Origin of the sequence: Paenibacillus sp. 7541 (genome assembly GCF_002276395.1) — a bacterium.
Lineage (GTDB): Bacteria > Bacillota > Bacilli > Paenibacillales > Paenibacillaceae > Paenibacillus_AQ > Paenibacillus_AQ campinasensis.
This window is the reverse complement of the sequence record NZ_NQLZ01000017.1, coordinates 41187-66666: the sequence shown is the minus strand read 5'-3', so window position 1 is coordinate 66666 and position 25480 is coordinate 41187. Positions and strand designations below refer to the sequence as shown.

The following is a 25480-nucleotide window of genomic DNA, read 5'->3' as shown; positions in this document are numbered from 1 at the left end:
GAGCGTTAGGCTTTTGCTTTTTTTTCTAAGTCTGAAACACACAAATCAGAGCTTTTTAAATGCAATCAAGGTTTGATGCCCTTGTTCTTGTAAGGGAAGGATAGGGGAACTGCTCCTTGGTCCGAAACTCGAGGCTTGATTGTATTTAAAACGAACTTAGCGAGAAGGAAGGTATGGGTTATGCATAGAAAAGACAAAGCTTGGTTCGCCCTATTTACAGTACCGCTACTGTTTATTTTTTCAACCGTGGTCATTATACCGTTCATTATCGGTATTATATATTCCTTCGTGAATTGGGATGGCATCCCGGCGAATCCGAAGGTATTTGTTGGCCTGGATAACTACGTCCAGCTGTTTCAAGATACACGGTTTTTGATGTCGGCATGGCATACGGTACAGTTTACGCTGCTGGCTTTGATATTGGTGAACGTGCTCGGGCTGGCTTTTGCCCTTCTGGTGACGACGAAGCTTCGGAGCCGCAATGCCGCGCGCACGATGTTCTTCATGCCGAACCTGATCGGCGGTCTGATTCTCGGTTACATCTGGCAGTTTATTTTTACAGATGCGTTCAGAAATATGGGTGAAATGACAGGCTGGGGAGGCATCTTCTTCAACTGGCTGCTGCATCCGCAGTTTGCGCTGTATGCGCTCGTCGTTGTTTTTGCTTGGCAGCTTGCCGGTTATACGATGATTATCTACATTGCCGGTATTCAAGGGATTCCGGATGAATTGATGGAGGCCGCCAAGGTGGATGGCGCGAACATGGGTCAGCGCTTGCGGAAGATCGTATTCCCGCTCTTGATGCCTTCCTTTACGATCTGTTTGTTCCTGACGCTGTCCGGAGCATTCAAAATTTACGATGTGAACCTGTCCTTGACCAAGGGCGGACCGAACAATGCGACCGAGATGTTTGCGATGAACATCTTTAATGAAATTTTTGCTTACGGAAACTACGGACTCGGTCAGGCTAAAGCGATTATCTTCTTCCTGATTGTAGCCGGACTGACATTAACCCAAGTGATCGTGACGAAGAGAAGAGAGGTGCAGATGTAATGAAGAAAACAGGCAAGTGGGCACTTGATATTCTGCTGTTACTCTTTTCGCTGGTATTCTTGTCCCCGATCTTCATTATGGTAATCAACTCGTTCAAGAACCGCGCGGAGCTGTATGAGAACGTACTGGCGCTGCCATCGTCCTTCAGCTTTGAGTATTACCGGTCGGCGATGGAGAGAATGAACTTCTTCACGGCGCTTGGCAACTCGCTGTACGTCACGATTACCTCGGTTATTATCGTGATCATCCTGGCCTCCATGACCGCATGGATGCTCGTCAGAACAGACAACAAGCTGAGCAAGATCATCTTCTTCACTTTCGTGGCAACGATGCTCATTCCGTTCCAGACGCTGATGATGCCGCTGATGCAGGTGATGGACTGGATTCGCAGCACGCTGCACATTCCGATGCTGAATACGCATGAAGGTCTGATCTACATGAACGTCGGATTCTCATCCAGTATGGCGGTGTTCCTGTACCATGGATTTATCAAGTCCGTGCCGGTCGCGCTGGAAGAGGCGGCAACGCTCGATGGCTGCTCCAAGTTCGGCGTGTTCTGGCGAATCGTGTTCCCATTGTTGAAAAACATCACGGTGACCGTAGCTATCCTGAACGTGATCGCATTGTGGAACGACTACCTGCTGCCGTCCCTGACCTTGTCCGACGTCGGACTGCGGACGATTCCGCTCTCCACGTTCTACTTCTTCGGACAGTTCACGATTGTGTGGAACCAAGCGATGGCGGGATTGACGCTGACGATTATCCCGGTTGTCATCTTCTACATGTTCGCTCAAAAGTACATCATCAAAGGGATCGCCGCGGGTGCGGTGAAGTAATCCGGATGGTGTGGTGGGCAGTCAACATGCTATGCAGCCTGCTCCTTCTTGATGAAGGGGCAGGCTTTTTTATTATGGGGTGTCGGTTGTCTGGAACGGTATTCCTATTTTTTTCTTTTTCATGAATATCCCTTTTACTCAGGAAGTTGAGGGACGAGGGAGGGGCGATGGGAAGAGTATGTGAAATGCCGAAGTTGCTGTTTCTGTGCCACCTGACCGAAGGGGATAACGGTGCAAAGCGTCCGGTAAGCAAGCAACCGGTAAGCATAGAATGCACTTGACCCTGACACCGATGTCAGGTGTTATAGTGGGATCACCGTCATGGATAGGCATGACAGAAAAAAAGATAAGGCGGGTGTACTAACAATGGCTATTGTGAATGTTACTGATGCGAGCTTTGACCGTGAAATAGAGAAAGGAACCGTGCTTGTAGACTTTTGGGCGACATGGTGTCCTCCTTGCAAGTTGATAGCCCCGATATTAGACGAACTGGATCAGGAGATGCCCGATCTGAAAATCGTGAAAGTGGACGTCGATGACAATCCGGAAACAGCAAGCCGCTTCGGCGTCATGAGCATCCCGACACTCATCGTGTTCAAGAATGGCGAGGCGGTAGATAAAGTGGTGGGCTTCCGCCCCAAAGAGGCGCTGAAGGGGCTTTTATCGAAGCAGATGTGACGAAAATGGAACACAATGTTGCCGGTTTGATCTACAATGAGAGTTAGGCCAGACATCCACAGGAGGTGATCGGTATGAAAATCGGCGAATTATCCCGTAAGACGGGTGTGAGCATTCGTTCCCTGCGTTATTATGAGCAGCAGAAGCTCATCACGCCCGTACGCCTGGATAACGGGTATCGAGAGTACAGTCCGTTTGCCGTCGAGCAGGTGAAGACGATTCGTCTATATCTGGGCCTTGGCTTCACTACCGAGCAAATTGCCGGTTTTCTCCATTGCGTCCTCCAGAACAAGGAATCGTTCTGTCGCGAGATCCTTCCGATGTACAAATTGAAAATTGCCGAGCTGAATGAGCAGATTCAGCTGCTGACGATGATTAAATCGAATCTGGAAGAGCGGGTGCATTCCATTCTGGAGGAAAACGGGGGACTGGCGGAACAGCACTAACATTTATCCTAAGGTTGAAGGTGAGACATGGTGAGAGGTAACTATGCATCGATAAGTGCAGTTTCAACGGCAACGAACTATATTTTGATGGAGGAAGAAACAAGCACCCGGACCTATCGCACCTATATCAAACCGTGTGAATCGGGGCCGCTTGAGCTGAGGCTGTGGCACAGCAATGCTGTCGATTCCACATGGGATGTCGGCGCGGTCGCCAAAGGGAGTATGCCGGGCGGCTCCTGGCGCATTGAAGCAGCTTATGTCGCGGATGGCGGCACAGATCGTAATGGGCAGGTTGTACCAGGGACCAGCGTTCAGGTTATGTTTGACGGGCAGCCGGACAAGGAGGTCGCGCCAAGCGAGACGTTCTGGAGTGACCCGGTGCAGATCGAACTGCCCGAGGGGCATGATCTGGCCTTTACTTGGACCATTACAACATCTTCTTCGGGTGCATCGGTGCCATACAATACCGAAGGACTGCTCGTATCAGCGTATGAGGCTGAGGGGAATCAGGCAAAGGACGGGCCTCACGATAAGTTCATCCCGGCGGCGAATCGCTTGGTCATGCCTGCCTTTATAGGATATGCCAAGCCGCAGGCCGAGCCGGTGAAGCAGCGGATCGTCTTCCTGGGGGACTCCATTACCCAAGGTGTCAGAACGGCTAAGGATGGCTATACGTATTGGGTGGCCCGCATCGCGGATGGCCTTGGGCCCGATTACAGCGTATGGAATCTTGGTTCCGGCTGGGCCAGAGCGTATGATGCCTCGGCTGACGGCCCCTGGCTCGCGAAGGCGGCTGAGGGGGATATTGTGGCTGTGGCGCTCGGCGTGAACGACATCGATATTGGAGCCAGAAGCTCCGAAGAGCTTCTGGGTGATTTAACCGCAATTGTTAAGCGGTTGAAGCAGAAGAAGAGGGATGCCGGGTCGGCAGTCCAGGTCATTCTCTTCACCGTGCCTCCGTTCAATTTTACCGGGGATCGGGAAAAGGTATGGCGCACCGTCAATGAGGTGATTCGGACCCGTCCTCCTGAAGGGGTGGATGCGGTGTTTGATATCGCCGAGCTGCTGTCCTGCCCGGCCCCGGATGAACACCGGATTGAGCCGAAGTATATGAGCAATGCGGATGATCCGCACCCGAACGGCCTCGCTGGCGCAGTGGTGGCGGAAGCGTTCCTGAAATGGTTCGCAGCTGCTTATCAATGAGCGAAGCGGGAAGTCACAGTCGGAGTTGCCGCTGCCGCTGAAGTTAGCCGCTGTGGTTTCAGCTTCAGCTTCAGCTGCAGCCGCAGATACAGTAGCAGGTAGGCAGGCCGGGAAGCTAGAACCGCTCCGATACGAGCTTCGCCTGCGTGAACAGCAGAAGATAATCCCGGCCTCCGGCCTTGGAATCCGTTCCGGACATGTTGAAGCCGCCGAACGGATGAACGCCTACGAGCGCTCCGGTACATTTACGATTGAAATAAAGGTTGCCGACATGGAACTGCTGCCTGGCCAGCTCCAGATGTGCACGGTTGTTGGAGAAGACAGCGCCGGTCAGACCGTAATCGGTCTGATTGGCCATGGCCAGGGCTTCTTCGAACGAGCCGGCCTTCGTAAAGGCGACAACCGGGCCGAAGATTTCCTCCTGCGATATGCGAGCCGCGCGGTCCACATCGGCAAATATGGTCGGTTGAATGAAATACCCCTCCGGGTCCCCCGGGAATCCCCCCAGCACCAGCTTGCCTTCCTGCTTTCCAATCTCCACATATTCCAAGATTTTGCGATACGCCGATTCATCGATAACAGGCCCCACCTGCACTTTGGCATAGGCGGGATTGCCTACGACGAGCTTTTTGGATCGGTCCACGACCTTTTGCAATACTGACGCATAGACCTGTTCATGCACGATCGCTCTTGAGCAGGCCGAGCATTTCTGTCCGGAGAAGCCGAACGCGGAGGCGGTAATCGCGTCTGCGGCGAGTTCAAGATCGGCGTGCTCATCGACAATAATGGCGTCCTTGCCGCCCATTTCCGCAATAACGCGTTTGATCCATTGTTGCCCCGGCTGGATCTTGGCTGCGCGCTCCTGGATGCGGAGCCCGACATCACGGGAGCCGGTGAAGCTGATGAACCGCGTCAGCGGGTGATCCACCAGGAAATCGCCGATCTTGTGCCCTGGCCCCGGCACATAGTTGACTACGCCCGGCGGCAGGCTGACCTCTTCCAGCAGCTCGACGAATTTGGCGGCGATGACCGGTGTGGCGCTGGCCGGCTTCAGCACGACCGTGTTGCCGGACACGAGGGCGGCCGATGTCATGCCTGCCATAATGGCGAGCGGGAAGTTCCAGGGCGGAATCACAATCCCGACTCCGAGCGGGATGTAGTAGAGATGATTCTCCTCCTCGTCATGCGGTATCAACGGCTGAGGGGCGCTGAGACGCTGCATCTCCCGGGCATAAAATTCCATGAAATCAATTGCCTCTGCCGTATCGGCATCGGCCTCAGCCCGCGTCTTCCCGGCTTCGAGTGTCAGCAAGGCGGAGAATTCGAATTTACGCCGACGCATCAGGGCAGCGGCCTTGTACAAGTACCGGGCCCTTTCGTTCGGATCGGTATTCTTCCAGGATTCGAAAGCAAGTGCCGCTGCTTGAACCGCCTGCTCTGCCAATGCAGTGTCCGCCTGGGACACCGTGCCGATGACCTGCCTTTTGCGGGCTGGGTTAACCGAGCTGTGGGAGCGTTCTGTACGGATTTTGGCTCCGCCGATCACGAGCGGATAATGCTGCCCCAGGTTCGCCTCGGCTTGAGCCAGTGCTCTATCGTACTGCTGGTTGACGGAATCGTCGCTGAAATCGAGAAACGGTTCATTGTGATAAGCTGATCGCATAAGGAGGCCTCCTTGATAAGAGTTACTCTATGTTGATATGTATGTCTTCTTGCATGACGACATGATTTTTGCATATGTGTTAAGGGGGAGGTTTTTACACCCGTGAAGGAAGTAAGGGGCTTCTTTTCTTACCTTGCAAAGGAGGAGCTTGGCCATGGACGGTACCGAGTTTTACCGCAAAATTGTGCTGACGGTGTCCGGGAACAGGGTTGTAAAATGGTTGTCCATTAAATATGGGAAGAAGCTGGCGAGAAGATTTATTGCCGGCGATACGCTGGATGAGGCGCTGGATGAAATCGAGCGGCTGAACGAGAAGGGGATTATGGTCACGCTGGACCACCTCGGCGAAGGGATCACGAGTCTGGATGAGGCGGCGGTCTACCGGGAAGAGTATTTGCGGCTGATTGAAGGCATCGCCAGCAGAAAGGTCAAGTCGAATGTGTCGCTGAAGCCGACCCAGATGGGACTTGCGCTGGACCCGAAGGCGGCATACGAGAACATAAAAGCCGTTGTGGAGAAAGCGAAGCAGCATCGCAATTTTGTCCGTATCGATATGGAGGACTCGCCGTATACCCAGGCTACAATAGACATGACGCTTCGGCTCCATGCCGAAGGGCTGACGAATGTCGGGACGGTCATGCAGGCCTATCTGCACCGGACGGAGGAGGATGTGAAAGCGCTTATGAAGGCCGGGGTCAACTTGCGTCTGGTGAAGGGGGCATATAAGGAGCCGAACTCGATTGCATATCAGAAGAAAGATGAGGTTATCGAAAATTACAAAAGGATCATCCGGCTTCACCTGGACCAAGGCGTGTACACGGCCATTGCTTCCCATGATGATAAGATCATCGACTGGGTCAAGGTGTTTGCAAAGCAGCAGCGCATTGATAAACAGGCTTTTGAATTCCAGATGCTGTACGGATTGCGCATGAATGATCAGGCTGCGCTTGCCAGAGATGGCTACCGGGTGCGCTGCTATCTGCCTTATGGTACGATGTGGTACCCGTACTTTACACGCAGGCTGGCGGAGAAGCCGGCCAATCTGATGATGGTGCTGAAGAATATGTTTAAATGATTGTCCGGAGCAGATATGCGGATATACCCTCACAGAATGATCAACAGGCAGATAACAATAAACCCCCTCCCGTTCGGCTCAGTCTTCACAAGGTCTGAAGCGAATCGGGAAGAGGTTGCAGTTAAGCGGAAGCGTCACGGCGGATGCTCGCTTGGTATGGCTTTCGCTCCGGCTTATTCGCCGGAGAGGGAATGATCCCCCGTTATATATTTTTCTGTCAGAATGGACAGCAGCTGAATGCCGACTTCATTCTCCCCGCCTTCCGGGATAATCAGGTCGGCGTATTTCTTGGAAGGCTCGATGAAGGCTTCGTGCATCGGCTTCACCGTAGACAAGTACTGCTGGTGAATGGACTGGATCGTCCGCCCGCGCTCCTCGATGTCCCGTACCACCCGGCGCAGAATGCGGACATCCGGGTCGGTGTCCACAAACACTTTGATGTTCAGCAGCTTCCGGAGATTCTCGTCGGACAACACAAACAGCCCTTCGATGATGACGATGTGATTCGGTCTCAGCTCCACAGTTCTGTCCGGGAACCGGGAGTGCGTGGTGAAATCATAGACGGGGGCTTGCGCGGTCTGGCCGGCTTTCAGTTGTTGCAGATGCTCGACCAGCAGCTCCGTATCGAACGCGAACGGGTGATCATAGTTGATGGTCTCCCTTTCGGTCAAGCTGAGATGCTGGTGATCCTTGTAATAATTGTCCTGTGAAATGAACGTTACTTTATCTGATCCGAGTCGGTCAATGACGGAGCGGGCTACTGTCGTTTTCCCTGATCCGGTGCCGCCGGCGATACCAATGATGAGCATGGCGAATCCATTACCCTCCCTAAACATTACAATTCCATTATTGTAGCATAGCTTGCTCTTATTTTCACTATAGGGGATAGGGCAAAAGCTGGGAGTGGATCTGGAAAGTGCGTAAGTGAAGATTGGGTAAGCCGCATTCGCCTGAGAACAGCTCATATTGGCACGTGTTGGCGTGTGCGGCCGGTCGACCACATATGAAGGTCACATGTGGTCGACCGGCCGCCGTCATGTAGCCTAACACCGCACGCTCGGGCTGCACGCAGTGCGAATGCGATACAGGATTACACTACGACAGCGGTTCCGCTGACGGCGACCATCAGCATCCCTTCCCGGATGACTTCGTAGTCGATGTCCACGCCGATGATCGCGTTGGCTCCAAGACGCACCGCTTGCTCCTCCATCTCGGCAAGTGCGGCATCTCGGGCTTCGCTCAGCTTGTTCTCATAAGCGCCGGAGCGCCCGCCGACAATATCGGTAATGGACGCCAGGAAGTCCCGCACCACATTGGCGCCCATAATGACTTCCCCGGTCACAACACCGATGTATCTTCGAGCCGGATAACCTTCAATGGTGGATGTCGTCGTAATAATCATAGCAATTTTCCTTCTTTCATATCGATTTGTTATTGCCTGAAGATCGGTACAACTGTGCTTAAAGCAACAAGCTTAGGTATTGTCTTCTATTACGCTGGCTCGGCGCAAGGGGTTCCACGAATTTATAGGACTGTTCTGTCGGCAATAGTTATAGTAGAATTTATTTTAAGAATACATAATATTCCAGTCTCACACAACAGACCCTTTACATGATAAACTAACGCTATAGCTCATTACAGCGTCGAAACGGTGCTTAGTGATATTATTGTGGATCCGGAGGAATACGATGAAAGAACTCATGCTTAAGTGGAACCGAATCAGTCTTGTAAAAAGGATTCTGGCAGGAATTATTGTAGGGGTGGTGCTGGCCCTGATCGTTCCGGGTGCGGCAGGCTTCAGTCTGTTCGGCACGCTATTCGTATCGGCGCTCAAAGCCGTTGCTCCTGTCCTGGTCCTGTTCCTGGTCATGTCGGCGATCTCGAACCATCAGAAGGGCCGCAAGACCAATATGAAGTCCATTCTTGTGCTGTATGGGATCAGCACGTTTCTTGCAGGACTCGTGGCGGTGATTGCCAGCTTTATTTTTCCCGCGAGACTATCGCTGGTTACAAGTTCAACAGACCTTACCCCGCCCGAAGGGATCGTGCAGGTGCTCGAGACGCTGTTGTTTAACATCGTGGATAACCCGGTCAGCGCATTGATGAATGCGAATTACATCGGTATTCTCGCATGGGCCATTCTGCTTGGCATCGCTTTGCGAAATGCGAAGGAAGGCACGAAAAGCCTGATCTCCAGCGGGGCAGATGCGGTGTCCCAAATTGTGAAATGGGTGATCCAATTTGCGCCGTTCGGGATTATGGGACTTGTGTTTGATTCCATTACGACCAATGGGCTTGCCAGTTTGCTGGACTATGGCCGGCTGCTGCTCGTGCTGATCGGATGCATGCTGTTCGTGGCGCTGGTTATGAACCCGCTGATCGTCTATGTGAAGCTGCGTGAGAATCCGTACCCGCTGGTGCTGACTTGTCTGAAGGAAAGCGGCATTACGGCGTTCTTCACCCGCAGCTCGGCGGCGAACATACCGATTAACATGCGTTTGTGCGAAAAGTTAAAGCTGAATCCGGATACGTACTCCGTATCGGTCCCGCTCGGCGCTACCATCAACATGTCGGGAGCGGCCGTGACGATCTCGGTGCTGACCCTGGCGGCGGTGCATACGCTCGGGATCGAAGTGGACTTCGGCACGGCGCTTATTCTCAGTGTAGTATCGGCAGTATCCGCCGTGGGCGCTTCCGGCGTAGCCGGTGGTTCGCTGCTGATTATTCCGCTTGCGTGCAGCCTGTTCGGCATTTCCAATGATGTGGCGATGCAGGTGGTCGGGGTAGGCTTTATCATCGGCGTACTGCAGGATTCTTTCGAGACGGCGCTGAACTCCTCATCGGATGTGCTGTTTACCGCAACAGCGGAGCGCGCGAAGCAGCGCAAGGAAGGCAATCAACCGCTGGTGAATGCCTAAGCCATTTCGTCCCTGCAGCAAGCTGCACCTAACATCCGCTGCGTTCTGCTTGCCGCAGACAGCTAAAGAGGCTGTTCCATAAGGAACAGCCTCTTTTTAATACTTACACAGCCCCTGTCTTGTCCTTTAGCAGCTGCTGAAGCTGGTCCCAAGCGGGTGTCGGAATGCTTGCTTCGTTTTTCCAATCGTTGAACACACGGGTGAGCGCCTCGATCTCACTGAAATTTCCGTCGATCATTCGGCTCACTGACAACCGATGATAGATCTTTAGCAGCACAAGCATCATGGATTTGCGGTTGCGTATGAATTGGGCTTGTTTGGCTGGAACAAGGGGATAGCCTAGCGTCTCCAGCACTTGAAATCCTTCATCTACTGCTTCGATGGCGAGGCGCAGCAGCTTGGTGTCGCGAGCGACCTTATTCATCTGCCCACCATGAATGCGGGTGGCGATATTGAGCCCTAGTATCGGGATGATGTGGTTCTTAAGCCAAGCGTCCATCTGATCGTGATAGGTTAGCTTGTACTTTGTCTTGGCAAAAGCCTGGTCAAGCACGGCCTTAAAAGGAATATCCCCATTCAATCCGCCAATCACCATCTCCCCGGCGCCGAAGCGGACAGCGACCATTCGATCTTTCTCGCGTCGGCCGCCGCTTACTTGGAATCCGAAGGCGATATGCTTGGACGTGTCGCTATGGGTTTGAAGGTATTCCTCCATCTGATGTGCATCTGTATTATTACCCACCAGTATGATATTGCGGCTGCGGTTCTTTGCCAGAATCGGCAGAATTGCCGGGAAATCGGTATATTTCATCACGACAAAAATGAGGTCATAGCTATCATGATCTGCCAGCGATTCAATCACATGCGTTCGATCCACCGTTGTCTTCCGCTGTATATGATGTCGGATGACGAGCCCATCCTGCTTCAGTTCTTCAGCTCGTTTCCCCCTCGCCAGCATGGTGACGTCATTGCCGCCCCGCACCAGCACATGCGCCAGATAACTGCCTAGTACGCCCGCTCCATAAATCAATATTCTCATTTGTTCTCCTCGCTCTCTCTAAATAAACATCTGTTGAAAAATTAACTTTTGTTGATTTACAATTACAGTAGCATCAGCGCAAACGGCGGATCAATCGCTAAAATTGTTGATTTTGTTCAATTTTCAACATATTGGGGTCATCGTGTCTAAGAAAAGGAGCTGAGGTTCATATGGATCGACGTATTGCCAAAACGAGACAGTCCATTTTTGAAGCTTTTATCGAGCTGATGGGGGAGAAGAGTTTTGAGAAAATAACGATTAACGAAATCGCGGAGCGCGCGAATGTAAACCGGGGAACCGTGTATCTTCATTTTACCGATAAGTACAATCTGCTGGATCAGTGCATAGAAACATACCTGCACTTGCTTGAGGAAAGCTGTATGCCTGACGGGGCGTTGAACAGGGTTCCTTCCAAAAAGCTGCTGCTTAGCACATTTGAATTTCTAGAGCAGAATGCTACGATTTACTCTGTGCTGATCTCGGGCCAAGGCGTGCCCGTGTTCCGCAACCGGATGATGGAGATGACCAAACAAGGGGTCGAGCAATACATCAAGGAATCCGATCTCAACCCTGGTGTTAACGAGGAGGTCATGGTGCAGTTTCTGAGCGTAGGAATTACCGGTTTGCTAGAGTGGTGGATGGTCCATTCCATGCCTTGCAAGCCGGAAGAAATGGTGGATCAGGTGCTTCTGCTGCTGGCAAGCCTGGAACGGGGTTTGACTGTACAGGGGAGTCACTTATTCATTAACAGGAATTCATGACAGTATTGAAACTGAAGCCTGGGGTATGACAAGGATCAGCCGAAGACGAATCCACCTGAGATGATTGTGTGGAACAAGCTTAGCCGCCTTCCAGCTGGATCGTGGTGTGCTAGGATGTTGGGGGTGGACACCGGGGTGGACACCAGGTTCGTTGGGGGGCGGCTGTTCGCAGGTTGCAAGGTACAAGGTGCAAGCTGTAAGTTTTATGTTGCACCCCCCGCAGGCTGTTAACTTGCCAACCGTAACCTGCAAGTTTGTAACGGTAAGCTGAGCTGGAGTATTTAGTAGTAAGCTGTCCGCATCATACCCCTCACGCGAATAGGTCTTGGATTGAAACTTGCAAACCCGGATACAGTTGGGATTCCGCATAAGGGTCACGGCCTTGAGCGTAATAGCTCACATCGGAGATATCGCCGTCTGACAAGGAATACACAATGACTTGAGCTTTAATCGGGTCAACAACCCAATACTCCATAACGCCGCATTGCCGATACAGATCAAGCTTCGGGATCATGTCCCTGCTGCGCGTGGAAGGAGACAGCACTTCGATGGTCAGGTCTGGTGTACCCTTGTATTTACCCTTCTCATCGATTTGATCTTTATCACAGATGACAACCAGATCCGGCTGCACAACACAGATATTGTCCTCCTCCTTCTTCAAAGTAATATCGAATGGAGAAGTTAGAGGTGTGCAGGATTTACCCTTAAACCAGTTGTAAAATGTGCCAAGCAGTACAAGTACCGCATGCTGGTGCTTGTACGAAAGGGAGGCCAAGTTGTATACGACGCCGTCGATCAGCTCGTACCGCTGTTCTGACGCTTCCGTCAGTTCCAGGAATTCCTCGTAGGTGACTCTGTCGTTCTTGTCAGCTGAATACTTCACAGCTCCCTCCCTTAGGACAAGTTCATCCGTTTCGGTATAAGCTGTCAATCGCGCCACATCTCTGCCGTTCCTCGTCACGATGATTTCCTCATTAGCTTCTGCAAACTTTAGATACTTTCCGAAATTGTTTTGCATATCGGTTGAAGGCACTCGCATAACATCCACCTCAATTTAGCTAACTTTATTTCATTCTAGCTAATTTAAACGTGGGTATCAATGAAAAATAGGCAGATATACTATAATTAAGATGAAAACAATGATTCCATAAGGGCATATTAGCTAATATTTGTTCTGGATTTCACAAACTATGCAGAGATATCGGTAAAATGTACCGCTGGGTAGTCTTACGGCATCTTAGGGATGCTGGGCTTGCCTCATCTGCGGATTTATTGATTTGGCTTTTTTACTGGTCCATGTTCATTCTAGCTTTTTGGTTGACGCGTTTTTAATACAACGTTTTTCAGTTCAACTTATATTGTTCGGGAACTTTCCCCCTCTATGCGGAGTCTGTTTAGGTAAAGGGAGGAGAGCGGCTTGAAGGAGATGGAGTTTCAGCGTGGCGGGGAATTGAGTTTGTCGGATATCCGGACGCTGATGCAAGCTTACGGCGAGGACGTCTGGAATTATGCTTATGCGATCACCCGAAATACACATACGGCGGATGACGTAGCGCAGGATGTGTTTATTAAAGCCTATCAACGTTACGGCTCCTTTCGCGGGGAGGCTTCGGTCAAGACCTGGCTGCTCACAATTACACGCAACACCGCCTTTTCCTATCTCAAGCGGGCGTTTCTGCGCAGAGTGGTGCTGCTTGGGGAGCGGACGCCGAACGAAGGAGAGGCTGGCTCGTCAGGAATGCCGTCGTCCCCATCGGCGGAGTCCGAATACTTGGAGCGGGAGGCGGTGGATGAATTATGGCAGCAGGTTCTGAAGCTGCCTGCCAAATTTCGCGATCCGCTGGTGCTGAGTGTGTACCACCAGCTGTCCATGGATGAAATAGCCGCCATAACGGGTCTTTCATCAGGGACGGTGAAGTCCCGAATCTACAGGGCCAAGCAGAAGGCGGCCGCTGATTGGAGAGGAGCGAATAAGGATGCATGAATGGAAGCCGGAATGGGATCAGAGGTTAGGTCAACCTCCTTTTAAGGAACGGCGGTTTGGGATAGAGATGATGGAACGGGTGGAGGAACGGATCCGGAATGCAGAACGGAGCCGATTGCGGAGCAGATGGAGCCGGACGGCTGTGTTTGTCCTACCTGCCATGTTGGTACTGCTTGGTGTGGGGATCTGGTTCGGGAGCCATACCGCATATGTTACCGCTCCGGATCCTCCTGGCCCGGTCCATCAGGGGGGAGGAACGATTCAGACTGGCATCCAGCCCGGAGACGGTGGCAATTACGACTGGTGGGGCTCCCCGGAGAATGAGACCAGGGAGGGCAGCGACCGCACCATCGTAACCTTGGCAGCCGCGCTTATGAAACGGGAGATTGGCATCTGGGGCGGCCCGTCGCCGGAGATTTGGGCGGCTCCTGACGTTAAACAACTGCTTGAGCGCTATGATGTGTCCAGCCCTTGGGTGTACGAGGTGTACGTGGACGAGGTTAACTCCATTAAGGACAACATCGAGATGGACAATCCAGATACGGGGAGCACCGTCTACGAGCTTCGTCTGATGCTGCGGGACTCGATTCCGATGGTCTATGAAGAGGCGATTGAGGTCACGGTGTCTAATGATACCCGGATGATCACTTGGATTGAGCTGATGACTACCGATGACACGGGAACGCCGCTTGATGAGTTCGAGGAACGGGATTCACGATGATCTGCGTTAGCCTGGTATATCACGGGCTGGCGAAAGCTTGGCGCGGATCAGATAACAGTTGAAGCGAGCGAAGTGGTGAAGGGGCATGGCAACTATCAACTTACGTTAGAATAATCTCACCTATCATATGCACACCAAAGTACGGGACACTGAACCCGGTGTTTTGGCTCGCAATGGAGATCGGACGTGCGTGGTCAGGGAGACACGAACCCAATCCAGAAGAGGCTAACCGGACCGGTTAGCCTCTTCTTTATGGCCGACTTTTCTTCTCTTGAAACCATCGCGCGTTCCCTGCATGTTATGTCGTTCGATAAGGTCTGAAGAATGCCCGGATATCCTCCGCAAAAAGCTCAGGCTCTTCCAAAGCGGTAAAATGCCCGCCCCGTGGCAGCTTAGTCCAGCGGGTAATATTCAGGTTGCGTTTGGCCCATTCCTCAGGGGGCAGTAAGACATCGGCCTGGAATAGGGCAAGGCCTGTCGGAACCTCGATACGGCTCAGTGGCGGCAGAGAATGCGTATTCTCATAATACATATGTGCTGCCGAACCAATCGTGTTTGTGACCCAATACATCATAATATGGGTGATAAGCTCGTCCTTGCTGAATTTCTGTTCAAGATCACCGTTGCAATCGCTCCATGACCGGAACTTCTCGAGGAGCCACCCTGCTACACCAGCCGGCGAGTCGGAAAGTCCATACGCCAGCGTCTGGGGGCGCGTTGATTGAATGGACATATAGCCGCCCTCTTGTGCGATCCATGCCGAAGCGTTGTCCCTATAATGAAGCTCTTCTTCTGAGAGCTGGGTCAGATCCGTGGCAGCCAGAAGATCACGAATAATCCCGATATCGGTTAAATGGATGCCGTATAACACTTCGGGATAGTTGGCGGCCAAATATCGGGTCACCCCGGAGCCCATATCTCCGCCCGCGGCGGCAAATTTAGAGTAGCCTAACTGCTCGGTCATGAGTGCAGCCCACATCTCGGCAACGCGTGAATTGTTGACGCCAGGATATTTAGGACGACTGGAGAACCCGAATCCGGGCAATGAAGGGACGATGACGTCAAAGGCATCCTCGGGGTCACCGCCGTAGCTGGCTGGATCGGTCAGCAGCGGGATGACTTTGTGATACCGAAGATAACTGTCGGGCCATCCGTGGGTAAGAATGAGGGGGAGAGGGTTAGTCCCTTTGCCGCGTTCATGTACATAATGAACATCCATCCCGTCCATATGGCAGATAAACTGGGACATGCTGTTCAGCTCGGATTCGTGTTTTCGCCAATCATAATGATCTTTCCAGTACGTAACGAGCGATTTCAGGTAGCTTAATTCCGTTCCGCGTTCCCAGCCTGGGTTGTCCAATGTGTCCGGCCAGCGGGTATGATGCAGTCTGTATTTCAGATCATCCAGAACCTCATCGGCGATGTGAATATGAAATCGTTCAATAGCCATCTTGAGCACCCTCCTTGTCTGTTCCATCGTCGTCATTATATCCCTGATGCAGGTATGGTACACTGGCATAAATGAAGCTTTTAACTATACTATCTGACTATAGGTGACTGCTATGCCGCAAATCGACCGATTCAAAAATCGTGTGGTGAACATTGATTTTTTTGCTGTGGAGGACTTTCGTGCGCTTCCTGACCCTGACCGTCTGTCTCTTGTATTCATCACGTCCGGAAAGCTGAACGGGATCTTGAATGAACGGCCGATCTCCGTTGCCGCTCCCGGCATCCTGTGCTTGTCCGAAGCTGATGAACTGAAGGTGATGGAGAAGCTAGACGTTGCTGCGCAATCTTTTCGCTTCCATCGCGACTTTCTCCATTCTGTGAAATTATCTGAAACGCAGCATTACTTTCCGCAGACTCCGAGCATACAAACGGGACTGGCCTTGTTTCGAAGAGATGGATCACATACAGGTGTCCCGCGCATTACCGAGAAAGCCTACCCCTTATTATTTGAGTGGTTCTTCATCCTCGGCACGGAAGTACATGCGCAAAGTGATGAGCGCTGGGCATGCAGGATCAAAAAATACCTCATCCAAATATTCGGACTGCTGGAGGATTTGAGTCACGGTAGCGAACAATCGCCTGTTGATGCGGCGCTGGAATATATCCACACCCACTATTCCCGAAAAATTTCGTTGGAGGAACTGACGAAGTGTGCCCATTTGAATCGGGTAACGTTGAACAAGCTGTTCCAGGAACGATGCGGGACTACAGCTATCGGTTATTTGCTCTCCCATCGGCTGAAGGTGGCGGCTGATCTGCTGACACATACGGACATGAACCTGAATGATATCGCCCGGGCCACTGGATTTGAGTACGACACCTATTTCATCAAACAATTCACATCCAAGCGCGGGATGACGCCGACGGCATATCGGGTAATGTCTCGTAAATTTTCGAATGTCCAATAGTCGAGGCTGGTCTAGGAAGGAGGAATTCTTATGTTCAAAAACCCGCTAAAGTTGTCTCTGTTGATGATCGGTATTTTTATTATTGGTGTTGTGGCTACCCAGACTTTTAAAGACGGTATAGATGTGAGTGGTTTCATTCGTCTCGTGGAGTGGGCAACCTTATATGTTCTTCCCTGGATTTTTCTATATTGGTTCGTAAAGTATGTCAAAATGAAGAAGTAGATCAAAGCGTCCATTCCACTTAGATATACAGCTTAATTATTCATGTGCTTAAGTACGCTATCTGAATCATCCACGATATTTCCTTATCTTAAAATGTGCTGAACTAAGTTGGAAGAAGGAGGATGTCGATTTGGGCCAAAGCATGGCCACATCCAAAGTTTGTGAGAGGCGGCCATGGGGTTAGAAGGGCGGTCTCTTTTTGGTGTGGTTAAGTTCCCTTCTCGAGTGATGATCCCCTCCCCCAACTCAATCTCCAGATCCTCGCTCACTGCTCCCTGAATGAAAGGGATAATCATGCAAAGGTCGTGAGCGGGGATACCAGGAGCCCCCTTGTGCTCTTATTTATAATATTCGATCCAATAACTCAGCTCAACAGCCTCTCTGGCAGCCTTAACGAGTTTCCGCTACACAGCCCCTTACCGTCAGTTCTACGACTGCTCCCTCGCGGCGCTCATTGCAGCCGTCTCTTCCTCATTCGGCCCATACACGCCTGGCGCTGCCAGTCCGGCCTGACGCATCAGGATGGTGAGCTGGCCGCGGTGGTGGATCTGGTGGCGAACAAGGGTATTCAGTACACCGGCATTCGTGGTTTCAATGAAGCCAAATAGCTTTACCGGCTCCTGCAGCTTCTCGTCCTGTCCTGCCCATTTGTTGCGGAGTTCGGTAATGGCCGATTCACTGCTACGGCGGTAAGCCTCAGCGATGGCAGCGGCAGATCCCTCAGGAGAAGGAATCTCTTGCTCCAGCCCGATTTGACTAAAGAATACGCTGACACTCTGGGTGATATGCCATGCGATATCGCCGAGCGTGCGCGGCTGGGCCTCTGACACCGCTTGGTTTAATGAAGCGTCTGTCAGCTTGTCCAGCACTTCAAGTGTCAGCTCAGCCTCCTGTTTCCAATCGTTCAGAAATTGCTCGATAGCTGCATACATAATTTACATTTCGCTCCTTTCATCGCAATCCTTTTTTTATAGGGAACCCCTTAATGCTCGCAACTTTCCCCGAGTAAGGCCCGTGAATATTGTACTTCAATGGGAAAATGGTTCCAATCTCCGTGCTAAATTTGCCGAATTCGATGTTTGGACTAAAGGATGCTGTCCCGCTGCAATATCGTACTATACCGAAAGTTGCCCCCAGGTGTATCATGCATGAAAATGCATGGAGGTACAGTCATGAGCTTATTATCGTTTCTAACGTATTGTGTTATCGCCACCTTTACACCGGGGCCAACCAACATCGCCATTTTATCCATTGCGCATCGTGTTAGAATAAAAGAAGCTTTTCGATACATGTTCGGAGCGACGGCTGCCTTCGGCATGCTGCTGGCGGTATCTGCCCTGTTCAACCAGGTGATGGTGGCTGCGCTGCCCAAAATCATCGTCGTAATGCAGATCATCGGGAGTCTGTATATGCTCTATCTGGCTTATCAGGTAAGTACGATGAAGCTGTCCGGGGATGCGGACACGCAGGCGGCGACCTTTAAATCCGGGTACATGATGCAGTTTGTCAATCCGAAAATCTGGCTGTTCACAATGACCGTCATCCCCGGCTATGTCATGCCCTATTATCATTCAGCGGCGGCTTTATCGGTGTTTGTCGTTGTCATTACAGTGATCGGCTTTATGGCGTTTATGACCTGGGCGTTGTTTGGCATGGTGTTTAAACAATTTTTGCAGCGGCATCAGAAGGCCACGAACATCGTCCTGGCTTTGCTGCTGGTGTATTCGGCGATCGAGGTATCAGGACTGCTGAGGTAAATGGGGGGGAGTCGACATGGACAAATTTATCTATAAAAAAAGAGCAGGCATCACGGCGCTGACTGCCAGCATGGCCGACTTCACTTACGTCAAGCACTGCCATGAGGAATATGCCATGGGCGTGACGCTGCGCGGTGTGCAGCAGTACAACCTGGACGGCAGCTTCCAGTCCTCCTATCGGGACGGCGTCATGCTGTTCCATCCGGAGCAGGTGCATGACGGAAGAGCCCAGGACCGAAGCGGCATCGACTACGTGATGATCTATATTCAGCCCGACTTGTTTCTGGATCTGCTCGGCAAAAAAGACATCGTCAAATTCGATGCACCCATCGTGTATAACCGCAGGCTGGAGCATAGCATATTAAGCCTGGTTCGCGCCATCTTCAGCGATCAGGATGAAGCGGTGTGCAGCGAGATGCTGATCCGGATTGCGCATCATTTCTCAGACATCGATATGCAGGTCATGCCCCGGAGGAACGACCGCCTGATCACGCGAGCGAAGGACATGATCCACGCCAGTCTGAATGACGTGTTAAAGCTTGATGAGCTGTCCAGGGAGCTTGGCATGACCAAGTACCAGTTCATCCGGGCATTCAAAGCGAGCACGGGCATTTCGCCGTATCGTTTCTTCTTGAACAGCAAGCTGGAACATGCCAAGCGCATCATCGAGCAGAAGAAGGACATCTATTCGGCTGTTGCCGCCTGCGGGTTTGTCGACCTGTCGCATCTCAACCGCCATTTCAAGCGGGTATACGGCATCACGGCCATGGAGTATCTGTCGTATATTGAGTAGCCGCTACATCGTTCGCCATTCCATGATCTGTCGGAGTATCAGCGCCAGTGGTCTTATTCGGGGACACTCGCTAAAATTAACAGTTGACGATCGAGGGCAAACGTCCTTTAATTAGGGGAAATAACTCTTTTATCACTTCCCAAAATCACGATGACAGGAGTGGAGATCATGTTGTTATGGAATGGCAGACTCGTGCAGGACAATGAAATTCAGGTCTCTTACCTGGATCGCGGCTACTATTTCGGTGACGGAATATATGAGGTGTTCCGTATTTATGACGGTCATCTGTTTGAGGTGCAGGCCCATCTGACCCGGTTGTTCAAGAGCTTGCGCGAAATCCGTATAGAAATTCCATGGAATGAGGAACAGCTGGTTGGCATGCTGACATCTCTGGCGGAGACGTTTGGCAGGAAGGACGGCATTTTGTATTTGCAGATCACGCGCGGGGTGGCCAAGCGTTCGCACCTGTTTCCGGAAGCGGCTGAGCCGGTGATGCTGGGATACTGCGAAGAGGCTGCACGGCCGGTGGATCAGCTGAAAAAGGGCATTGCCGTCATTTCCCTGGAAGATGAGCGCTGGCACAAATGCCATATCAAATCGCTGAACTTGCTGGCGAACACGCTGGCGCGTCAGGAAGCGGCCGAGGCCGGAGCCGAAGAGGCGGTTCTCATTCGCGACGGACGGGTGACAGAAGCGACTTCATCCAATGTGATGATGGTCAAGAACGGAACAATCTACACCCATCCGAACGGACCGTGGATTTTGGACGGCATTACGAAGCAGGTGGTTGAGCGGTTGGCGAAGCAAAGCGGTATTCCATACCAGAACACCGCCTTTACCCTGGAGGAGCTGCTGGAGGCCGACGAGGTGTTTATCACCAGCACGATCAAGGAAGTGATGCCGGTTACGATCATTAACGGTACGCAGGTGGGGTCGGGGATTCCCGGCGTCATTACCCAGCTGCTGCAGAACGGATTCGAGCAGAAGATTGGGCTTGCCGAAGCGCCGGGACTGCGCTGACTAGCACGTAAATTTAAACCTTCTTTCCTGGAGCAGGGAAGGAGTTCAGCCTGTTGAGATCGTTCGCACTCAACAGGCTTTTATTATGCCTGTGTTACCTCCATCAGCTCACGCTATTTCCTGGTCATGTCTAATCGTTGTTGTACATGATTCGACATTGGCAATATATCATGATATATTATAATATATATCAAGTCCTTTTGGAGGATATGCGGGAGGATTATCATGAGTGACACGACCTCGTCCAAACCGATGTACGAGAAGATCTTTGATGATATGAAGCGGCAGATTTTGTCGCAGGACTATAAGCCAGGGGATCGGATTCCTTCGGAGAAGGAGCTGGCCGAAGCGTATCATGTGAGCCGAATCACGAGCAAGAAGGCGATGGAGCTGCTGGTGGCCGAGCGGATGATCGTGCGCAAGCCGGGGCGCGGCTCGTTCGTGGCAGACCCGGAGGCTGACTTGGGAGATGCGGCGGTGAGCGGGCAGCATGAAGGCAGCGCGGGAGTGAACCGGGCCGGTCAAGAGCAGGCCGGGAAGCTGATCGGCGTGGTTCTGACCGATTTTGCCGGGAGCTACGGCACCCGCTTGATCTATGGAATGGAGGATGCCGCGCGGGAATTGGACGGCTTTCTGGTGCTGCGGCGGACATTCGGCGTCCAGGAGAACGAAGAGGCCACGATTCGCAAGCTGCTTCAGCTTGGCGTCGACGGGCTGATCGTGTTTCCGGCACAGGGAGAGTTCTTTAACGCCGAAATTCTCAAGCTGGTCATCGAGCGTTTTCCGCTCGTCCTGATCGACCGGGAGATCAAAGGGGTGGCTGCCGCCTCGATCAGCACAGACAATACGAAGGCGGCTTCTGTGGCGGCCGAGCATCTGTTCGACCTCGGGCATACGCATATTGCCCTCTTGTCCCCGCCGCCGGTGGATACGTCTGCGGTCGAGGACCGGATTGAGGGCTTCGTCCAGGCCCATGCCGGACGCGGCGTGGCGGTGGACCGCAGCCTGTGGATTAGCGATCTGACTTCCACGCTGCCGAACTCCTTCAATGATGAGAATATTGAGCGGGATATTAGCAGAATTATGCGGCATCTTCAGGAGCATCCGTCGATTACGGCGATTTTTGCGATTGAATATTATATTGCTCTGCTGGCGAAGGCTGCTGCAACACGCCTGGGGTTAAGCATCCCGGGAGATCTTTCGATCATCTGCTTCGACAGCCCGCCATTTCGGATCGGGGAAGGATATGCCTTCACCCACATGCGCCAAAACGAAGAAGGCATGGGCAAGCTGGCGGTGGAGAACGTGCTGGCCATCATGGAGCAGGAGCCGGCTGCGAACAAGATCAAGCTTCCGGCTCAGCTGGTGCAGGGGGAATCCACAGGCCCGGCCCGTCACCACAACAAGTAGCGGCGCTGAGACCATGCTCCATGCCTGTCCCACTATGGAGCATGATTTTCCAAGGGGATTGTCTGCGCAGTCGTCGTAGGACCGTAGGACATGAGCACATGCCAATATAGAACGGAAAGGATCTCAAATTCCACAGTATCGTGGAGATTGAGGTCCTTTTGCGTTGGTCCGCTTATATGTGCGGGGCCGTTCAGATTCGACTAGATGATATATGTATTCATATCAGCGAACCGCTCTTTTTTGTTTATTGACATAATGATATCATGCCAATATACTATATTTACTGAAAGCGCTTTATATTTATCAAACCTAAATCAAGGGGAGGTTTATGTATGAGAAAGTGGCTGATCATGATGCTGACGGTGGTGATGTTCGGCGGACTGCTGGCAGGCTGCGGAGGCAGCGGTGGCAGTGGAGCCGAGGGAAGCAGCAGCGGCAAGGTTCAATTGACCTTTTGGGGCGATTGGGGCGGCGAAGGCCAGAAGCAGTTTGAGACGATGGTGGATGCATTCAACAAATCGCAGGATCGAATCGAGGTCAAATACGTGCTGCAGCAGGACATGGTCACGAAGTTTCTGACCGCTGCCACGAGCGGTGGAGCGCCGGACATTCTGTTCTGGGACCGCTGGAGAACCTCGCTTTATGCACCGAAGAACGTGCTGCGGCCTATTGACGAATACATGACCAGGGACGGCCTGGACGAAGGAGATTTTTACGAGGAATCGTTAAAGGAACTTACACATAACGGCAAGCTCTACGGTCTGCCGTTAACGGTAGACGCCCGGGCGTTGTTCTATAACAAGAAGATGTTTGCAGACGCAGGGCTGGAGCCGCCGACGAACTGGAATGAATTGGAGCAGGCGGCCAAGGAGCTTACGGTATGGAATGGCAGCAAGCTGGAGGTGGCCGGCTTCTCAATGGGCGATCCGGGGCTGTTTAACATGTACTTGCAGCAGGCTGGCGGCCAGATGATGACTGAGGATGGGAAGACGAATTTCAACAACGATCAGGGCAGACAGGTACTGGCGTTTTGGCAGCGCTTGCTGAACGAGCACAAGGTGTACAAAATCGGCTTTGAGGAAGGGCTCGGGGAAGGCACCGATGCGTTTGTGACCGGCAAAGTGGCGATGCTGTACACCGGCCCGTGGATGATGAGCACGTACAACAAATACGGCCAGGATCTCGATTACGGCATCGTGCCGCCGCCGAGCGGGCCAAATGGCGGACAGGGCAGTGTGATGGGCGGCTTCGGTCTGGTCATTCCGCAGGGCTCCAAGCATCCGGAGGAAGCGTGGGAATTCATTAAATGGTGGACGGCGAACAAGGACAACGCCCTGCTGTGGGCCAAAACGAGCCTGAACATGCCTGGCTTCAAGCCGGCGCTGGAAGATCCATTCTTCACCGAAGATCCGCTGTGGAAGCCATTCACGGAGACGCTGGAGTTTGCCAAGACACGTCCGACGCATCCGGGATACTCCGTCATGGAGGAGAACGCAGTGATCCCGAATTTGGAGCTGTTCATGCAGAACAAGCAGAGCCTGGACGATACGCTGAACAAAGCCCAGGAGCAAGGTGACAAACTACTTGCAGACAACGCGGTGGTAGAGTAACAAGCCCCGCCGAAAGGAGAGGGAAGTATGGCATCCGTCAATAAGCTTGGACAGCATCAGGCCCGAATGGCCTATCTGTTCATCACACCAACCATGCTGCTGTTTGCCGTGTTTATGGTCATTCCTGTTGTCATGGCCCTGTATCTCAGCTTCACCAATTATGACGTGCTGAGCAGCCATGACTGGGTCGGGCTGGACAATTACCGGCGCCTGGCCGGCGATGCGCTATTGTGGCAGACGTTTCTGAACGTCATGTATTATGCGGTCGTGTTCGTGCCGCTGAATCTGCTAATATCCTTGCTGCTGGCGATGCTGCTTAACAAACGGAAGGTCGGGGTCAAGCTCTTCCGCACCTTTTACTACTTGCCAACACTGACCTCGGCCGTCGCTGCGGCGACCGTGTGGATCTGGATGCTGCACCCGGAATATGGCCTGATCAACGGCCTGCTGGCCTATCTCGGCATTACCGGCCCGGCCTGGGTGTCCCAGACGGAGACGGCGATGCTGTCGATCATCGTGATGACGCTATGGCAATCGGTCGGCTCCAACATAATCATTTATTTGGCGGGACTGCAGGGCGTGCCGGAGCATCTGTATGAATCGGCCCGCCTGGACGGGGCGTCACGATTCGCCTGTTTCCGCTACATTACCTGGCCGCAGCTTCGACCGACGACATTTCTTGTCAGCGTCATGGCCATTATCGGGGCCTTGCAGCTGTTCGACCAGGCGTTCGTCCTGACCCAGGGCGGTCCGGCCAATGTCACCAAGACGCCGGTGTATCTGATTTACCAGCAGGGCTTCAATCAGCTGCAGATGGGCTATGCTTCGGCACAGGCGTTTGTGCTGGCGATGGCGATCCTTGTATTCTCCATCATCAGCATGAGAATTACCAAAGCGGAGGAGCCGATCGTATGAACGGTCGGCTGAAGGGAGGTCGACGATGATGACGGCAGACAGTGTTCCGCAAACGAAGAGTAACCCCCAGCCCGAGCGGCTGGGCGTGCCTATGAGAAAACGCGGGCTGAACATCATCTTTTACGTGATCTGCAGCGTGATTGCCGTCGTGATGTTTTTGCCCTTTTACTGGAGCGTGCTGACCTCATTTAAACCGGACAACGAGATGTTCAGCATGCCGATCAAATGGATCACGACCAACATTACGTTTGAGCACTATTACAACGCGTTTACGACGGTGCCGTTTGGCCTGTATTTCTGGAACTCCTTTGTGCTGGCCACGGCTGGTGTGCTGCTCAATCTGTTCTTCGGGTCGCTTAGCGGCTATGCGTTTGCCAAGCTGAACTTCAGGATGAATAAGCCGTTCTTTCGGATTTTGCTCATCTCGATGATGGTTCCGGGCATTGTGACGATGATTCCGAGCGTGTATGTGCTGCGGCATATCCCGTTTGCCGGCGGTAACGACCTGTTCGGCAGCGGCGGTTACGGTCTGATGAACTCGTTTTGGGGCATCATTCTGCCGGGCGCCTCGGGAACGTTTGCGGTGTTTTTCATGCGCCAGTTCTTCCTCACATTGCCGAGTGACATGATGGAGACGGCGCGGATTGAAGGTTGCGGGGAATTCCGGATTTTCTGGCGCATATACTTGCCGCTGACGAAGCCGGCGCTGGCCACGCTGGCGATCTTCACCTTTCAGGCAGGCTGGAACAGCTTCCTGTGGCCGATGATCGTGCTGAACGATCCGGCCAAAGCGACGATCCAAATGGGGCTGCAGGCTTTTTCATACAATTATCAGACGGATTACGGGCCGATGATGGCGGGCGCGCTGGTCGCGATTCTGCCGATACTGGTGCTTTTCCTCATGCTGCAGCGATATTTCATTCAAGGCATTGCGTTTAGCGGAATTAAGGGATAGGAGA

Annotated in this window: 26 protein-coding genes; 19 read left to right on the top strand and 7 right to left on the bottom strand. The window is 52.5% G+C overall.

Translation table 11 applies throughout. The annotated features are described in order from the left end of the window. Nucleotides 1-180 precede the first annotated feature (180 nt). From CHH75_RS12045 to CHH75_RS12025, 5 genes are all read left to right on the top strand, one after another. Nucleotides 181-1053, top strand: coding sequence for a carbohydrate ABC transporter permease (locus tag CHH75_RS12045; RefSeq protein ID WP_095264330.1), 873 nt, complete (start codon nt 181-183; stop codon nt 1051-1053). Beyond that, a complete protein-coding gene (locus CHH75_RS12040; protein ID WP_095264331.1) occupies nt 1053-1889 on the top strand; it encodes a carbohydrate ABC transporter permease in 837 nt (278 codons plus the stop codon). Before CHH75_RS12045 ends, CHH75_RS12040 begins: the two co-directional genes overlap by 1 nt. Before the next feature lie 366 nt (nt 1890-2255). After that, complete coding sequence (trxA, locus tag CHH75_RS12035; RefSeq protein WP_095264332.1) at nt 2256-2567, top strand: thioredoxin; 312 nt, start codon at nt 2256-2258, stop codon at nt 2565-2567. 74 nt (nt 2568-2641) lie between these two features. After that, on the top strand, nt 2642-3013 hold the full coding sequence (locus CHH75_RS12030) for a MerR family transcriptional regulator (RefSeq protein WP_095398256.1): 372 nt from the start codon (nt 2642-2644) through the stop codon (nt 3011-3013). Between the two features lie 27 nt (nt 3014-3040). Continuing rightward, a complete protein-coding gene (locus CHH75_RS12025) occupies nt 3041-4216 on the top strand; it encodes an SGNH/GDSL hydrolase family protein (RefSeq protein WP_255223022.1) in 1176 nt (391 codons plus the stop codon). Nucleotides 4217-4331: 115 nt separating this feature from the next. Here the strand turns inward: CHH75_RS12025 and pruA are convergent, their stop codons facing one another. Further along, nucleotides 4332-5879, bottom strand: coding sequence for an L-glutamate gamma-semialdehyde dehydrogenase (gene pruA / locus CHH75_RS12020; protein WP_095398255.1), 1548 nt, complete (start codon nt 5877-5879; stop codon nt 4332-4334). A 154-nt stretch (nt 5880-6033) separates the two neighbouring features. Between pruA and CHH75_RS12015 the strand changes: the two genes are divergently transcribed. After that, the gene (locus CHH75_RS12015; RefSeq protein WP_095398254.1) at nt 6034-6954 is read left to right on the top strand and encodes a proline dehydrogenase family protein; all 921 of its coding nucleotides are present in this window, start codon (nt 6034-6036) and stop codon (nt 6952-6954) included. Between the two features lie 173 nt (nt 6955-7127). On the opposite strand, the gene udk is transcribed toward CHH75_RS12015, so the two are convergent. Next, nucleotides 7128-7763 (bottom strand): uridine kinase, encoded by a 636-nt coding sequence (gene udk, locus CHH75_RS12010; protein ID WP_095398253.1) that lies wholly within the window; start codon nt 7761-7763, stop codon nt 7128-7130. A gap of 281 nt (nt 7764-8044) precedes the next feature. Then, nucleotides 8045-8356 (bottom strand): YbjQ family protein, encoded by a 312-nt coding sequence (locus CHH75_RS12005; protein WP_095264337.1) that lies wholly within the window; start codon nt 8354-8356, stop codon nt 8045-8047. 286 nt (nt 8357-8642) lie between these two features. Here CHH75_RS12005 and sstT point away from each other — a divergent pair, with 286 nt between their 5' ends. Continuing rightward, the gene (sstT, locus tag CHH75_RS12000; protein ID WP_095398252.1) at nt 8643-9872 is read left to right on the top strand and encodes a serine/threonine transporter SstT; all 1230 of its coding nucleotides are present in this window, start codon (nt 8643-8645) and stop codon (nt 9870-9872) included. A 103-nt stretch (nt 9873-9975) separates the two neighbouring features. Here sstT and CHH75_RS11995 read toward each other — a convergent pair whose 3' ends face one another. Next, nucleotides 9976-10911 (bottom strand): ketopantoate reductase family protein, encoded by a 936-nt coding sequence (locus tag CHH75_RS11995; RefSeq protein WP_095264339.1) that lies wholly within the window; start codon nt 10909-10911, stop codon nt 9976-9978. A gap of 170 nt (nt 10912-11081) precedes the next feature. Here CHH75_RS11995 and CHH75_RS11990 point away from each other — a divergent pair, with 170 nt between their 5' ends. Then, a complete protein-coding gene (locus CHH75_RS11990; protein WP_095264340.1) occupies nt 11082-11672 on the top strand; it encodes a TetR/AcrR family transcriptional regulator in 591 nt (196 codons plus the stop codon). 310 nt (nt 11673-11982) lie between these two features. On the opposite strand, the gene CHH75_RS11985 is transcribed toward CHH75_RS11990, so the two are convergent. Then, nucleotides 11983-12711, bottom strand: coding sequence for a type II toxin-antitoxin system prevent-host-death family antitoxin (locus CHH75_RS11985; RefSeq protein ID WP_095264341.1), 729 nt, complete (start codon nt 12709-12711; stop codon nt 11983-11985). 387 nt (nt 12712-13098) lie between these two features. On the opposite strand from CHH75_RS11985, the gene CHH75_RS11980 reads away from it, so the two are divergent. Both CHH75_RS11980 and CHH75_RS11975 read left to right on the top strand, forming a co-directional pair. Next, on the top strand, nt 13099-13656 hold the full coding sequence (locus CHH75_RS11980; protein WP_176475543.1) for an RNA polymerase sigma factor: 558 nt from the start codon (nt 13099-13101) through the stop codon (nt 13654-13656). Continuing rightward, nucleotides 13649-14377: a hypothetical protein gene (locus CHH75_RS11975; protein WP_095398251.1), complete on the top strand. Its 729-nt coding sequence runs from the start codon at nt 13649-13651 to the stop codon at nt 14375-14377. Before CHH75_RS11980 ends, CHH75_RS11975 begins: the two co-directional genes overlap by 8 nt. Nucleotides 14378-14675: 298 nt before the next feature. On the opposite strand, the gene CHH75_RS11970 is transcribed toward CHH75_RS11975, so the two are convergent. Beyond that, on the bottom strand, nt 14676-15827 hold the full coding sequence (locus CHH75_RS11970; protein ID WP_095398250.1) for an epoxide hydrolase family protein: 1152 nt from the start codon (nt 15825-15827) through the stop codon (nt 14676-14678). A gap of 112 nt (nt 15828-15939) precedes the next feature. Between CHH75_RS11970 and CHH75_RS11965 the strand changes: the two genes are divergently transcribed. Then, on the top strand, nt 15940-16794 hold the full coding sequence (locus tag CHH75_RS11965) for a helix-turn-helix domain-containing protein (RefSeq protein WP_095398249.1): 855 nt from the start codon (nt 15940-15942) through the stop codon (nt 16792-16794). A 30-nt stretch (nt 16795-16824) separates the two neighbouring features. After that, a complete protein-coding gene (locus tag CHH75_RS11960; protein WP_095398248.1) occupies nt 16825-17016 on the top strand; it encodes a hypothetical protein in 192 nt (63 codons plus the stop codon). A gap of 428 nt (nt 17017-17444) precedes the next feature. Here CHH75_RS11960 and CHH75_RS11955 read toward each other — a convergent pair whose 3' ends face one another. Further along, nucleotides 17445-17948, bottom strand: coding sequence for a DinB family protein (locus CHH75_RS11955; RefSeq protein ID WP_095264349.1), 504 nt, complete (start codon nt 17946-17948; stop codon nt 17445-17447). 240 nt (nt 17949-18188) lie between these two features. Here CHH75_RS11955 and CHH75_RS11950 point away from each other — a divergent pair, with 240 nt between their 5' ends. The 7 genes from CHH75_RS11950 (at nt 18189) to CHH75_RS11920 (ending at nt 25476) form a co-directional block, all read left to right on the top strand. Further along, the gene (locus CHH75_RS11950) at nt 18189-18773 is read left to right on the top strand and encodes a LysE family translocator (protein WP_095398247.1); all 585 of its coding nucleotides are present in this window, start codon (nt 18189-18191) and stop codon (nt 18771-18773) included. 16 nt (nt 18774-18789) lie between these two features. Further along, on the top strand, nt 18790-19566 hold the full coding sequence (locus CHH75_RS11945; protein WP_095398246.1) for an AraC family transcriptional regulator: 777 nt from the start codon (nt 18790-18792) through the stop codon (nt 19564-19566). Nucleotides 19567-19734: 168 nt separating this feature from the next. Continuing rightward, the gene (dat, locus tag CHH75_RS11940) at nt 19735-20586 is read left to right on the top strand and encodes a D-amino-acid transaminase (protein ID WP_095264355.1); all 852 of its coding nucleotides are present in this window, start codon (nt 19735-19737) and stop codon (nt 20584-20586) included. Nucleotides 20587-20811: 225 nt separating this feature from the next. Further along, entirely contained in the window at nt 20812-21996 is a 1185-nt protein-coding gene (locus tag CHH75_RS11935) for a GntR family transcriptional regulator (protein ID WP_095398245.1), read from the top strand. 332 nt (nt 21997-22328) lie between these two features. Next, nucleotides 22329-23606 carry an ABC transporter substrate-binding protein gene (locus CHH75_RS11930; protein ID WP_095398244.1) on the top strand — a complete coding sequence of 426 codons (1278 nt, stop codon included), beginning with the start codon at nt 22329-22331 and terminating at the stop codon, nt 23604-23606. 27 nt (nt 23607-23633) lie between these two features. Continuing rightward, the gene (locus CHH75_RS11925) at nt 23634-24521 is read left to right on the top strand and encodes a carbohydrate ABC transporter permease (RefSeq protein ID WP_095398243.1); all 888 of its coding nucleotides are present in this window, start codon (nt 23634-23636) and stop codon (nt 24519-24521) included. A gap of 28 nt (nt 24522-24549) precedes the next feature. Beyond that, nucleotides 24550-25476: a carbohydrate ABC transporter permease gene (locus tag CHH75_RS11920; protein WP_413773592.1), complete on the top strand. Its 927-nt coding sequence runs from the start codon at nt 24550-24552 to the stop codon at nt 25474-25476. Nucleotides 25477-25480 lie beyond the last annotated feature (4 nt).